General features: G+C 73.1%; 12 protein-coding genes. 8 read left to right on the top strand and 4 right to left on the bottom strand.

Annotated features, from left to right (window positions below; genetic code table 11):
- Nucleotides 1-2 precede the first annotated feature (2 nt).
- Genes ACZ52C_RS36265 through ACZ52C_RS36255 form a run of 3 tightly spaced genes read left to right on the top strand, consistent with a single transcriptional unit; the run spans nt 3 to nt 2,763 of the window.
- Complete coding sequence (locus tag ACZ52C_RS36265) at nt 3-809, top strand: ABC transporter ATP-binding protein (RefSeq protein WP_469078848.1); 807 nt, start codon at nt 3-5, stop codon at nt 807-809.
- Nucleotides 806-2,188 carry a hypothetical protein gene (locus ACZ52C_RS36260; RefSeq protein ID WP_469078785.1) on the top strand — a complete coding sequence of 461 codons (1,383 nt, stop codon included), beginning with the start codon at nt 806-808 and terminating at the stop codon, nt 2,186-2,188. Before ACZ52C_RS36265 ends, ACZ52C_RS36260 begins: the two co-directional genes overlap by 4 nt.
- Nucleotides 2,185-2,763 (top strand): hypothetical protein, encoded by a 579-nt coding sequence (locus ACZ52C_RS36255; RefSeq protein ID WP_469078784.1) that lies wholly within the window; start codon nt 2,185-2,187, stop codon nt 2,761-2,763. The genes ACZ52C_RS36260 and ACZ52C_RS36255 overlap by 4 nt, the downstream gene beginning before the upstream one ends.
- A 76-nt stretch (nt 2,764-2,839) precedes the next feature.
- Here the strand turns inward: ACZ52C_RS36255 and ACZ52C_RS36250 are convergent, their stop codons facing one another.
- Nucleotides 2,840-4,492 (bottom strand): dolichyl-phosphate-mannose--protein mannosyltransferase, encoded by a 1,653-nt coding sequence (locus ACZ52C_RS36250; protein WP_469078783.1) that lies wholly within the window; start codon nt 4,490-4,492, stop codon nt 2,840-2,842.
- A gap of 187 nt (nt 4,493-4,679) precedes the next feature.
- Between ACZ52C_RS36250 and ACZ52C_RS36245 the strand changes: the two genes are divergently transcribed.
- Both ACZ52C_RS36245 and ACZ52C_RS36240 read left to right on the top strand, forming a co-directional pair.
- Complete coding sequence (locus tag ACZ52C_RS36245) at nt 4,680-5,534, top strand: GNAT family N-acetyltransferase (protein WP_469078782.1); 855 nt, start codon at nt 4,680-4,682, stop codon at nt 5,532-5,534.
- A 251-nt stretch (nt 5,535-5,785) separates the two neighbouring features.
- On the top strand, nt 5,786-6,349 hold the full coding sequence (locus ACZ52C_RS36240) for a hemerythrin domain-containing protein (protein WP_469078781.1): 564 nt from the start codon (nt 5,786-5,788) through the stop codon (nt 6,347-6,349).
- Between the two features lie 75 nt (nt 6,350-6,424).
- Here the strand turns inward: ACZ52C_RS36240 and ACZ52C_RS36235 are convergent, their stop codons facing one another.
- The 3 genes from ACZ52C_RS36235 to ACZ52C_RS36225 all read right to left on the bottom strand — a co-directional run bounded on the left by ACZ52C_RS36235 (nt 6,425) and on the right by ACZ52C_RS36225 (nt 8,568).
- Nucleotides 6,425-6,595: a hypothetical protein gene (locus tag ACZ52C_RS36235; RefSeq protein ID WP_177261872.1), complete on the bottom strand. Its 171-nt coding sequence runs from the start codon at nt 6,593-6,595 to the stop codon at nt 6,425-6,427.
- A gap of 84 nt (nt 6,596-6,679) precedes the next feature.
- Complete coding sequence (locus ACZ52C_RS36230; protein ID WP_469078780.1) at nt 6,680-7,564, bottom strand: SDR family oxidoreductase; 885 nt, start codon at nt 7,562-7,564, stop codon at nt 6,680-6,682.
- Between the two features lie 317 nt (nt 7,565-7,881).
- Complete coding sequence (locus tag ACZ52C_RS36225) at nt 7,882-8,568, bottom strand: GAF and ANTAR domain-containing protein (protein WP_469078779.1); 687 nt, start codon at nt 8,566-8,568, stop codon at nt 7,882-7,884.
- A gap of 266 nt (nt 8,569-8,834) precedes the next feature.
- On the opposite strand from ACZ52C_RS36225, the gene ACZ52C_RS36220 reads away from it, so the two are divergent.
- From ACZ52C_RS36220 to ACZ52C_RS36210, 3 genes are all read left to right on the top strand, one after another.
- Complete coding sequence (locus ACZ52C_RS36220; protein WP_469078778.1) at nt 8,835-9,989, top strand: aromatic acid exporter family protein; 1,155 nt, start codon at nt 8,835-8,837, stop codon at nt 9,987-9,989.
- Nucleotides 9,990-10,166: 177 nt separating this feature from the next.
- A complete protein-coding gene (locus ACZ52C_RS36215) occupies nt 10,167-10,634 on the top strand; it encodes a hypothetical protein (protein ID WP_469078777.1) in 468 nt (155 codons plus the stop codon).
- Between the two features lie 53 nt (nt 10,635-10,687).
- Nucleotides 10,688-12,472: a hypothetical protein gene (locus ACZ52C_RS36210; protein ID WP_469078776.1), complete on the top strand. Its 1,785-nt coding sequence runs from the start codon at nt 10,688-10,690 to the stop codon at nt 12,470-12,472.
- Nucleotides 12,473-12,476 lie beyond the last annotated feature (4 nt).

Raw genomic sequence — 12,476 nt, 5'->3', positions numbered from 1 at the left:
TGATGACCGCGGTGACCGCGGCCGACCTCGCGCCGACGCCCTACGCCTGGGAGATCCGGGCCACGGGGCTGAAGGTGAGGGCCGGTCGGAAACGCATGGCCGTCGACGGGCTCGACCTGTCGCTCGGCACCGGCGTGCACGGCCTGCTCGGACCCAACGGCGCCGGCAAGACCACCCTCATCCGGGCCCTGGCCACCGTGCTGCGCCCCGCCGAGGGCACCCTGGAGCTGCTCGGCGAGTCCACCGGAGGCCTCGGCGAACACCGGGCGCTGCGCCGCCGGATCGGCTATCTGCCGCAGGAGTTCGGCTACTACAAACGGTTCACCGTGCGCGAGTTCGTCGAGTACATGGCGTGGCTGAAGGAGGTGCCGAAGGCGGACATCCCCGGTGCGGTGCAGCGGGCGATCGAGCGGGTCGGCCTCGCCGACCGCGCCGACGAGCGGATGAAGGCGCTGTCGGGCGGCATGGTGCGGCGCGTCGGCATCGCCCAGGCCATCGTCAACGACCCGGCGATCCTGCTCCTCGACGAGCCGACGGCCGGCCTGGACCCGGCCCAACGGCTGCGCTTCCGCGAGCTGTTGCAGGAGCTGGGCACGGACACCTGCGTGGTCGTCTCGACCCATCTGGTGGAGGACGTCGCCGCCGCCTGCACCGACGTGGTGCTCTTCGCCGAGGGACGGCTGGTCTTCCAGGGCACCCCGGACGAGCTGGCCGCCGCAGGCGGACCCGACCACGTGGGCGACAGCCCGCTGGAGCGCGGCTACTCGGCCCTGCTGCTCGACCCCCGCCAGGAGAGGGGCACCTGGTGAACGGCCGCGTCCTGCGCATCGAACTGAGGCGGTCCGTCGCCCCCTGGGCCGGCGCCGTGTCCCTCTGCGTCGCCCTGGGCTTCCTGTACCTGGTGAGCGGACCGTGGTGGAAGGGCGCCGCCCTGTGGACGAGCCAGTGGACGTCCATGGCCCTGTGGACCCGGTTCCTGCTGGCCGTCCTGTGGCCGCTCACCCTGGCGCTCGGCGCCCTCCAGGGGCTGCGCGACCACCGGTCCCGCATGACCGAGCTGCTGACGAGCACCCCACGGCCCGCCCGGCACCGCGCGGCCACCACCGCGGGCGCCACGGCGATCACGGTGACCTCGGCCTTCGCGCTCGTCGTGCTCCTGGGCGCGGCGCAGGTGATCGGCGCCGCCGAGTACACGCACCTCGGCTGGCTGCCGATCTCACTGGTCGGCATGCTCGCGCTCGTCGCGGGGGCGCTGCTCGGCATGGGGATCGGACGGAACCTCCCCTCCCCGCTGACCCCGCCCGCGCTGGCCGTGGCCGCTTTCGTGTTCGTCAACCTGCTGCGGATGTCGACGGAGTCGGCGGTGCCGACGGCCGGCTCGGGACCGAGCCGGGTCACGCTGCTGTCACCGGCCGTGGACGAGGTGCGCGACGTGTTCGTGACCCTCTCCACCCCCGTCCACCTGGGACAGACCGTCTGGCTGCTCGGCATGGCCGTGACCGGCTTCGCGCTGCTCGCCGCCGCGACACCGCGCGCCCGGCTGCTCGCCCTCGCACCCGTGCTCGCGGGCGCGGTGATCGCCCTGCTCGTCCTGCCCGCCGACCCGCGCCGGGTCTACGTCGTCGACGAGGCCGCCGCGGCCCAGGTGTGCGACGGACCGGTGTGCGTGGCGGCCGCGCACCAGGACCGGCTGGCCGCTCTCGCCGGACCCGGGAAGAAGGCGCTGCGCCTCATGAAGGGCGCCCTCGGCGGCGAGGCGCCGACGTCCGTCCGGGAGAGCACCGCCCGGCGGGGGATCTTCGACCCGCCGGAGCGCTCCCGTACGGCGGTGCTCGTGGACTTCGGCGACGGCGTGTTCGGCGACGCGGAGGGCGCGCAGCTGACGCGGGCCCTCCTCGGGCAGGGCATCGCGCCGAACTGCTTCGCCCGCAGCGCCGGCGAGAGCGGCACGGCCCGCGAACTCGCCGCGCAGGGCGTCGTCGCGGGCTGGGTCCTCGGGGACCTGCGGCCGTTCACCGGTACCGTCCACGCGTCGGCTGACCAACTCGCCACGGCCCGGCCGGTGTTCACCGAACTCAAGGCCCTGCCGTGGTCCGAACAGGTCGCCCGCGTCAAGGACGCGCACACCGCCGCGGTCTCCTGCTCGGGCGACCCGCTCGACATCCTGGACGGCGGTACGGCCCGATGAGATGGCTGACCCTGTACGCGCGCTCCCGGCAGGTGCCCGCGTCGCTCGCCGCGGTGGTGATCGCGGCGGCGGCGGTCTGGGCGCTGGTCGCCCGGGACGGCGGGGGCCCGGCCGATCCGAAGATGCCCGTGTTCGTCCTGGTCGCCGGGGTGACGGCCGCCTCGATCGGGCTCGGCGGGCAGGATCTCGCCCTGGACCGCACGGCCGCGATCGGCTGGCGGCCCCGCAGGGCGGCCCATGTGCTGCTCATCGGCGCGGTCGTCGGCGCCGTGCTCCTCGCGGTGGCGACGACGACGGACTCGGACCTGGCCACGACCGCCTTCGTCGTCCGTGACAGCGCCGGGCTGGCGGGGCTCGTCGCGCTCGGAGCGGTGGTGTGCGGGGGCGCGTACGCGTGGGCCCCCGCGGTCCTCTGGCTGTCGTTCTCCGTCTTCGCGCCGACCCCGACCACCCTGCCGATGGAGGTCGCGGCCTGGATGCTGCTGCCCCCCGGCACGCCGGCGGCCACCTGGACGGCCCTCGCCCTCGCGGTCACCGGCACGACGCTGTACGCCTTCGCCGGCCCGAGGCGGTAGCCGCTCCGGCCGCCGCCGGGAGCGGCGGCGGGAGCACGACGGCGGCGTCCCGGCGGCGGGTGCACGGGTGCGGGGCTCATATCCAGGTGTCGAGCCACATCCGGGCCTGCCAGTCGGGATACGGGATCGTCAGGCCCGTGTAGATCGGGAAGAAGTAGATGAAGTTCCAGGCGATGAGCAGGACGAGCGTGCCGACCGCCACCGCCCCCCGGTTGCGGCGGTAGGCACCCGCGCCCGGCGGACCGAGCAGCGCGCCCAGCGTCATGGCCACGGCCAGACACAGGTAGGGCACGAACACGACCGCGTAGAAGGCGAACGTCGTACGGTCCTGGTACAGGAACCAGGGCAGATACCCGGCGGCCACCGCGCACAGCACGGCTCCCGCGCGCCAGTCCCGGCGCAGCGCCCAGCGGAACAGCACATACCCGAGGGCGCAGCACGCCGTCCACCACAGCAGCGGCGTGCCCAGGGCGAGGATCGCCTGGGAGCAGCCGGTCAGCGCGTGGCACCCCGCCTCGCCGGGCTCGGGCGAGCGGTACGAGAAGAGCACGGGACGGCCGAGGACCAGCCAACTCCACGGATTCGACTCGTACTTGTGGTAGGCGTCCAGTCCCACGTTGAACCGGTAGACGGCGGACTCGTAGTGCCACAGGCTGCGCAGCGGGGCCGGGATCCACGACCAGACACCGCCGCGGCCGTCCGCCCAGTGCCGCCCGTAGCCGTCGTCGGTCAGGAACCAGCCGGTCCACGTCACCACATACGTCACCACGGCGACCGGGGCGAGCGAGAGCACCGACCGGCCGAGGTCCTTGCGCAGCACCGCTCGGTACGGGTGCCGTGCCCCCGACACGCGGCGGGCGCCGACGTCCCACAGCAGCGTCAGGACCATGAAGAAGACCAGGAAGTACAGGCCGTTCCACTTGGTCGAGGCGGCGAGGCCCAGACAGACCCCGGCCGTGAGCCGCCACGGACGTCGTCCCGTACCCGCCCGGTCGCCGGTGTCCCCGTCCGGGCGGACACGCCCGTCCGGGGCCACCGGCAACGCCGCCGCGAGCCGGGCGCGGGCGTGGTCCCGGTCGAGCAACAGGCAGCCGAACGCCGCCAGGACGAAGAACATGACGATCAGGTCGAGCAGCGCGGTCCGGCTCATCACGTAGTGCAGACCGTCCATCGCCATCAGCGCGCCCGCCAGACAGCCCAGGAACGTGGAACGGAACAGCCGGCGTCCGACGCGGCACAGCATCAGCACCGACAGTGTCCCGAGGAGGGCCGTCATGAAGCGCCAGCCGAACGGATCGAGACCGAACATCCACTCGCCGACGGCGATCACCCACTTGCCCGTCGGCGGGTGGGCGACGAAGGACCCGGTGTCGGAGAGCGGGATCACCTGTGGGTCGGCCAGGACCTGCGGGTCGGCGACCTTGCGGTCCGGCCAGGTGCCCTCGTAGCCGAGCCGCAGCAGCGACCACGCGTCCTTGGCGTAGTACGTCTCGTCGAAGGCCAGTTCGTGCGGCTGCCCGAGGCGCCAGAAACGGATCGATCCCGCGAGCAGGGCGACGAGCAGTGGCCCCAGCCACCCCATCGCCCGCGCGATCCGGTACGCGGGCTCCGCCCCGAGCCCCAGGCGCTCCCGGATCCGGGTCCCCGGCTCGGGGAAGGGCGGCACCAGCCGTTCACGCGGGTCGGTCCGGTCGACGGACGCCGTCGTCGGTCGGGGGCCGTGAAGCATCGCGATGACAGAGTCCTTCGAGCGTGTGCACGAACATGGCCCTGGAGATCGTAATAGGCGCACGCGTTCGATCAGCTCGGGCCGGTGCCTCGTGTCGTGTCGTGTTGTACGGCGACGGCCCCCGGCGGCCAACTGCCCGTCGCCGGACGCGAATCCCGGATGCGGGACGGCACCGTCCCGTGGTGGGATGCGGCACGTGAGCGAGACGTTGCAGACCCGTATCGAGCGGTACTACACCACCGTGCCGTCGCTGTTCGCGGATGTCGAGGAGTTCGGACCACTACGGCTGTTCGTGCGCGGGAAGCCGGGCGCTCCCTACTACGGCGGGCCCGGCCACGCCCAGCCCGCCGTGGGGAGAGCCGCCGCGATCGGTGCCGCCGACATCGCGCGGGTACGGGCCAGGCAGCGGGAACTCGGCGTCCCCGAGGCGTTCGAGTGGCTGGCCGAGTCGGCGCCGGCGCTGCGGGCCGTCGTCGAGGAGTCCGGACTGCCGGTGCTGGAACGCCCGTTGATGGCGCTGGATCCGTCCCACCGCGTCGACCCGCGCCCGGTGCCCGACGGCGTCACCGTCCGGGCGCTGACAGCCGACGATCCGGTGCTGCCCGCGGCCCTCGCCCTGCCGAGGCTGGCCTTCGCCGCCGAGGGAACCGCGGTGGGCGCCGTGGGGACCGCGCGGTTGGCGGAGGTGGCCGCGGAACTGGCCGCGGACGGCACCGTGGACACGGTCCGCCCCGCCCTCCGCGCCGGGCACAAGGTGCTGGTCGCCGCCGTCGCCCCGGACGGTACGCCGCTGGCCGTCGGCCACTACCACCCGATGGACGGCACCACCGAGATCGGCGGCATCGGCTCCCTCCCCACCGCCCGCCGCCAGGGCCTGGCGGCCGCCCTCACGGCGGCCCTGGTCGCGCACGCCCGCGACCACGGGGTGACCACCGTCTTCCTCGCCTACGCGCAGGAGACCATCGCCCGCATCTACGCCCGCCTGGGCTTCCGCCCCGCCGACTGCACCCTGCTGATCGCCGACCAGCCCGCCCGGTCGTGACCGTCGATCGGCGGTGACGACCGGGCGGCGTCGATCCCTCTCCAGGGGTTCCCGTGCGGCTCCGTACACGGGGGCGCCTGGACGGCGTCCGCAACGGCCCTCCCCAGAGCTCCCCGGGAGGGCCGCGTGGCTGGGCCGTTCGCGGGTACTCGGGCTCGCGCCGAGGGCCCGACGGGGCCCGCCGGGTACGGATGGCGCAAGCGCGACGCATCGCCCCGCGGGAGGCGGTGCACGAGGAGAGGAGCGAGCACATGGGACACGGTGGCGACGTCATCGACGAACTGACCACGGACCACGGGGAAGTGGAGGAGATGTTCGGCCGGATCGAGGCACTGCCCTCCGGGGACCCCGAGCGCAAGCAGCACATGGACCAGGTCACCATCGAGCTGGTGCGTCACTCGGTCGCCGAGGAGGCCTACCTCTACCCGGCGGTCCGCGAGCACCTCCCGGACGGCGACGCGATCGCCGACCGTGAGCTGGAGGACCACGCCGAGGCCGAGCGCACCATGAAGGCGCTGGAGCGGTGCGAGGCCGACGACCCGGACTTCGACCTGTTGGCCACCCAGCTGATGAGCGAGATCAGGTCGCACATCCAGGACGAGGAGAACAACCTCTTCCCCAGGCTGCGCGCGGCCTGCTCGGCGGACGACCTGAACCGCCTCGGCGACAAGGTCCGCACGGCGAAGAAGACGGCCCCGACCCGGCCGCACCCCTCGGCCCCCGACACCCCGCCGGCGAACAAGCTGCTCGCCCCCGGAATGGGACTGGTCGACCGTATGCGCGACGCGCTGACCGGCCGGGGCAAGGACGACTGACGAGACGGACGGGCGGACGGCGGTGGCCGCCCCGGCCACCGCCGTCCATGGTCATCCACCCCTGACGCATCGTCGTCAGTCGTCACCCCTGACGATGTGCGAGTCCGTCCCGGGGCCGACCGCCCCGGCGCGGTCCCGCTCCGGCAGGGCGGGAAGGCACAGACGCACGCCCTTCCCGCGCCGGCGCCGGGCCTCGGCCCAGCCGCTCTCGCGGACGACGAGCTTCTCGACGGTGTGCGTGCTCACGGCATCTCATCTTCTTTCCGAACCTGACGAACCGCTTCCGATGTGCGCCCACGGGTGCCCGGTGTCGGCGCGGCCAAACGGCCCTCAGGGCAGCGGGGTGCCGCCGGTGGCGTTGAGGATCTCCGCCGTGACGAAACTCGCCCGGTCGGAGGCGAGGAACACGTACGCGGGTGCCATCTCGGCGGGCTGGGCGGGCCTGCCCAGCGGAGCCTGCTTGCCGAACTCCTTGGTGTCCGGGAGCGTCGCCGGGATCAGCGGTGTCCACACCGGCCCCGGCGCCACCGCGTTCACCCGGATGCCGTCGGCGGCGACCATCTGCGCCAGGCCCTGGGTGAACGTCACGATCGCGCCCTTGGTCATGGCGTAGTCGAGCAGGTGCGGACTGGGCTTGTACGCCTGCACCGACGTGGTGTTGATGATCGAGCCACCCGCCGGGATGTGCGGCAGGGCCGCCCGGCACAGCCAGAACATGCCGTAGAGGTTGGTCCGGACGACCCGGTCGAACTGCTCGGTGGTGATGGCGCCGATGCCGTCGGACTGCGCCATCTGGTAGGCGGCGTTGTTGATCAGCACATCGATCCGGCCGAACTCGGCGACCGCCCGCTCGACCAGGCGACGGCACTGCTCCTCGTCGCGCACGTCGCAGGGCACGGCGACCGCCTTCCGCCCGGCCTCCTCGACGAGCCGGGCCGTCTCCCGGGCGTCCTCGGCCTCCTCCGGCAGATGGGTGAAGAGCACGTCCGCGCCCTCCCGGGCGTACGCCAGGGCCACCGCGCGGCCGATGCCGGAGTCCCCGCCGGTCAGGACCGTCGCCCGGTCCTGGAGCAGTCCGCTGCCTCGGTAGGAGTCCTCCCCGTGGTCGGGCGGCGGGTCCATCGGGCCGGTCCAGCCGGGGTGCTCCTGATCCTGCTGGGGCAGATCCGGCTGAGGGTAGCGCTCGACCGGGTTCCGCACGTCGTCGTCGTTCATGGGGACGGCCCTTCGTCAGGTGGGTGGGCGGGGGGCGGAGGGCGCCCCCGGGTGGCCTGTGCCGGGTACCCGCTCCCACCTGCTCGACTCCGTGCGGACCACGGGCCCCGCGCGCGACCCGGACCCGAGCGCAAGTCGTCGCGATCCCGGAGTGTGGGCGGGCGAGGCGGGGGGACTTGGTGAGGAGGCCGGGTTCGGCGGCGCTCCCCTGGGGGTCGGCTCGGCCAGGCTTCTCTGGTTCTGACTGTGTGCCGGAGGAGCCGTCCCCTCATCGGCGGCGCCGGCTGCCGTGGGCCCGGTGACGGCGTGTTCCCGCGTCAGAGGCTGCCCTGCTCGCAGATCCGGCGGGCGACCTCACGGAGCTTGATGTTGTGCTCCTGCGAGAAGCGGCGCAGCACGTCGAACGCCTCCTCCTCGCTCAGGTGGTGGCTGCCCATGAGGATGCCCATGGCCTCGCCGATCACATGGCGGGTGGCGACTGCCTGCTCCATCTGGGCGTGGGTGCGGGCGCTGGAGAAGGCGACCGCCGCGTGCGAGGCCAGCAGCCAGCCCGCCAACTCGCTGGCCTCGGTGAACGCGCCGGGCCTGCGGGAGTAGAGATTCAGGGCGCCGAGGTCCTCGTCCTCGGTGAACAGCAGGAAGCCCATCATGCTGCCCACCCCGAGACGCCGGGCCTCGGGGGCGTAGGCGGGCCAGCGCGGCTGCCGGTCGGAGACATCGGAGATACGGAAGACGCGCTCGCCCTCCGAATCGCGGGCGGCGTCGAAGCACGGCCCCTCCCGCAGTCGCTCCTGGAGCCGGTCGCTGTCGACGACCAGCTGGTCCGTGGGGGCGAGCGACTCCACCGTCGTGCCGTGCAGTACGAGGATGCCGGCCGCGTCACAGCCCTCCACCAGTTCGGTGGCCGAGGCGGTGATCCGCTCCAGCGTGGCGCCGACCGAACGCTGTGCCAGCAGGTCGCGCGCCATCGACGCCAGCTGCTGCGCGAAGCGATCCCAGTCCACACCGTCCTCCGTTCAACGCGGCCCGGAAAAGTGCTCGTGCCCAGCCTTGCACGGGGGCCCCGTGCGGAGGCGGTCACGACAGCCGCCTTCCCGAGCCGGGGCGAGATACGCCACCGTCGTCACGGCGTGCGCCGTGTCACCGAGTGCCGACGACGACGCGGCCGGACGTCGGCACGACCTCCGCCGGCCGCCCGCCGCCCCGTCCCTTCGCGGTGACATCGCGATCGGCAGGTGCGGCGCGCCGCTGACGTGGCACTTGGTGGGGCATGGAGTGGACCGACAGGGTGATGCGGGAGACGCGGCGGCGCGGCGCGGAAGCCGTGCGGACGGTGCGGTGGGCGTGGGCCGGACCGGGCCGGGAACGGGATCTGGTGGCGCAGGCCGGCAAGGCGGCGCTGGCCGCCTGGGTGGCGTGGGCGGTCGCGGGCTGGTGGCTCGCCGCCCCCATGGCCTTCGTGGCGCCCTGGGTGGCGGTCGTCCTGGTGGAGTCGACGGTGTTCCGGTCGCTCGCCCACGGGTTGCAGCAGCTCGGGGCCATTGCCGTGGGCACGGCGGTGGCCACCGGTGTGGCCTTGGCGGTGGACCACCCGATGGTCACGATGGCCCTGGTGCTGCCGGCGGTGCTCCTGCTGGGCCAGTGGCGACGGCTGGGGAGCCAGGGCGTCTACGCCGCCACCGGCGCGCTCTTCGTGCTGACCGGCGGCCAGGTCACCGTCGCCGCGTCGGCCGCCCGCATCGCCGAGGCGGTCTTCGGCGCGGCGGTGGGCGTCGCGGTCAACGCGCTGATCAGGCCCCCGGTGTATCTGCGCGACACCCGCGCCGCGTTGCGGGACGCGGCGCAGGAGGCCGAGGCGATCCTGGACGAGGTGGCGGAGGGGCTGGCCGCCGGCGAGTGGGAGGCGTACCAGGCGGGGGAGTGGCACGAGCGCGCCCTGCGGCTCGGGCGGCTGGTCGACCAGGCCCGGCAGGCCATCGGCTGGAGTCGGGAGAGCATGCGGGTCAATCCGTGGGGACGCCGCCGGCACGCTGTCACCCCGCCCGGCAAGGCCTACGCCGACGCGCTGTCCGTGCTCGACCACGTGGCCGTCCACACCTCGGGTGTGACCCGGACGGTGTGGGAGGCCGCCGAGGGCGGCGGGAAGGCCGCCAGGCCGGACGCGGCGCTCGCCCGGCCCTACGCGGACTTCCTGCACCGCACCGCCCGCGCCGTCAGCCTCTACGGGCAGAGCCGATTCGCCCCCGGCGGCCAGGACGACGCCGGCGCGGAGGAACTCCGCGAGACCGTCGCGGAACTCCACCGCAGCCTCGACGAGTTCCGGGTGCGGCTGCCGGGCGCCGTCGACGACCCCGACGCGCTCGTGACGTACGGGACGCTGCTGGCCCAGGCCCATCGCCTCGCCGATCAGCTCGTCCCGCGCTGAGGAACGGTGGTCATGACGCGATGCCCGGTAGTTATCCGGTACTTATCCGGGTAGTAAACGGTCATTGTCGATAGATACCGCTCAACTTAGGCGCTGTTGACGAGGCGTCACTACCCTTCGGATACCGAGCGTCACCGATGGGGCGTCTGTCGGTCCATGTTCAGCAGGGGGGCATTCATGGGTTCCGTCGAGCGGCCTCGCCGCGTCGTCGTTCCGCCGGGCACGTCCGTCGCGCACGGCGCCGCCCGGACCGTCGCGCCGTACACGCCGGGACCGGCCGCGACCCGGGAGTTGTACGCCACCCGGACGCCGGAACTCCTCGGCCGGCTGTGCCGGTTGGACGCCGCCGTGGACGACGCCTCGGTCCGGGACATCGCCGCCTGGCTGCACGAGGAGTACGTCGTCCGGGGAGCGCCGGTGCCGGTGGGATTCGTCGCGCCCTGCCTGCTCGGCGCCCCGTACGTGGACCACCGCCTCGGCCTCGACGGGCGCATTCTCGGGCACTGCGCGGCACACGACGTGATGCCGCCCCCGTTCGACGGCGCCCGCATGCTGGCCCGCTCGGACGCGTACGCGTTCGTCGAGGTGTACGCCGACGGACTGGTCCTGCCCGTGCTGCCCGACGGCACTGTCGTCAGGCCCTGAGACGACGCACCACGGCACAGCGAGAGACCGCACGGCACGGAACGGAGACCCGCGTGAGCGAGATCAACCTCGGCCCCATCGTCAACGGAATCAACAACCTGCAGAACCAATTGGAACAATCCGTCACCTTGCTCGGCGGTCAGATCGAGCAGGTGGACGGGGAGGTCCGCGACGTCAAGGCCGTACAGGCCCAGACGAAGGACCGGCTGGACCTGCTCTACGACAGGTTCCTGGAGTTCGTCGGGAGAACCGAACGCATCGCCGCCGCCCAGCGCGCGGAGACCCGGATCGTCCGGATCAACGACGAGATCGAGCACACCTACGGCCACCACAAGGTCGTCCGCCGCTCCGCCACCGGCATCCTCCAGGCCTTCGACACGGGGCTCGTGCAGGAGGAGACGGTCCGGCAGGTCAGCGAGGAGCTGATGATCCAGACGCCGCGCTACTGGCTGGCCCCCGCGCTGGTCGCGCTGGCCGCCTGGGCGGGCGACGACGAGGTCCTGTGCGCACGGGCGGTGGAGGAGGCGTTCAGTCGCTCGACGCCGAAGACCTCCCTCTTCTTCGCGCTGATCCTCCGCAGACAGGGGCGGCAGGACGCGTCCGTGCGCTGGCTGCGGCACTACCTGGAGGGCCAGGACCCCCGGGTGCTCGGCCGAGAGTTCCAGGTCGTCCTGGAGTGCGTCTCCCAGGGCGCCTTCGGGGCCTCGGGCCGTCACCTGCTCGGCGAGACCCTGGAGGAGTGGCGGCAGCGCCTGCTGGACGACGACGCCGTGCGCACCGCCCAGGTGGGCCGTTGGCGTCAGGAGATCGACTCCCTGCGTGCCCCCTCGGCGGCCGACGACTTCCCGCGCCTGGCCGGAGCGTGCCCCCAGTGGCCGGTGCTGGACGACCTCCTCGCCCGCGCCCGCGCGCACGAGGCGCTCCTCGCACGCTTCCGCACCCTCATGGAGAGCGAACTCCTCCCCGCCTCCCACCTGGAGGACACCGTCGACGACATCCTCGACGGCCTGGTCCGCAACTCGGACGAGGAAGAACTCCCGCTGCTGCGGCAGCTGGCGCTCAACGAGGCCATCGTGCGCCACGACGGGGACGAGGAGGCCGCGCGCCAGGAGGTGGACATGCGGTCCGAGGCGCTGGACGAGACCCGCAACTACCTGAGCGTGCAGTCGGTCGCCGCCCTCGACCCCGCGGCCGTGGGCGCCTCGCCGGCCGCGCAGCGGATGGCCGTCGCGTCGTGCCAGGAGTGGTTCGCGCAGGCGCACGCCGGCTTCAGCCGCGACTACCGCGCCGCCATGCCCCCGAAGATCGAGATCTCGCTGCGCAACACCTACGGCGTCAGCCACGGCACCCAGCGCTTCAAGCTCACCACCTGGACCAAGCCGCTCACCGACGACCTGCCCGATCTGGAGGCGTCATTGACCCGGCACTGGAGCGGCTACGTCGACCTGTACGTCAAGTCCCTCGCCTACAACTACACCTCCCAGCTCGCCCTCCTCGGCGCCACCGTCGCCGCCATCCTCGTGGTCTTCCTCGGCGTCAGCGTCGGCTTCGCCTTCCTCGCGGCGATCGCCGTCGGCGGCATCTGGGGGATCGTCCTCTACAAACGCGCCGAGGACGGGCGCACCGCCCAGGAGAACGCCCGTGAGCTGCTCAGCCGGCACATGGCGGACGCCCTCGCCCGCCTCCGCGGCGCCCACGCCGAACTCACCGACTGGCAACAGCAGTACTGGGCGGCCGACTTCGTCGAGGCCGAGGCCCGCACCTTCATCGCGTCCCTGAACACCGCCGCCCACGCGCCCTCCCCGTTCGAGGGCCGCGTCGTCGGCACGGCCGACTGAGAGG

Source organism: Streptomyces sp. NPDC034049 (genome assembly GCF_055575575.1).
This window is presented reverse-complemented; position numbering and strand designations above follow the sequence as displayed.

Bases quoted from the DNA above. Each gene is read 5' to 3' on its own strand.
- ACZ52C_RS36265 (WP_469078848.1), top strand. From the start codon at position 3: ATGACCGCGGTGACCGCGGCCGACCTCGCGCCGACGCCCTACGCCTGG.
- ACZ52C_RS36255 (WP_469078784.1), top strand. From the start codon at position 2,185: ATGAGATGGCTGACCCTGTACGCGCGCTCCCGGCAGGTGCCCGCGTCG.
- ACZ52C_RS36250 (WP_469078783.1), bottom strand. From the start codon at position 4,492: ATGCTTCACGGCCCCCGACCGACGACGGCGTCCGTCGACCGGACCGAC.
- ACZ52C_RS36245 (WP_469078782.1), top strand. From the start codon at position 4,680: ATGCGGCACGTGAGCGAGACGTTGCAGACCCGTATCGAGCGGTACTAC.
- ACZ52C_RS36240 (WP_469078781.1), top strand. From the start codon at position 5,786: ATGGGACACGGTGGCGACGTCATCGACGAACTGACCACGGACCACGGG.
- ACZ52C_RS36230 (WP_469078780.1), bottom strand. From the start codon at position 7,564: ATGAACGACGACGACGTGCGGAACCCGGTCGAGCGCTACCCTCAGCCG.
- ACZ52C_RS36220 (WP_469078778.1), top strand. From the start codon at position 8,835: ATGGAGTGGACCGACAGGGTGATGCGGGAGACGCGGCGGCGCGGCGCG.
- ACZ52C_RS36215 (WP_469078777.1), top strand. From the start codon at position 10,167: ATGGGTTCCGTCGAGCGGCCTCGCCGCGTCGTCGTTCCGCCGGGCACG.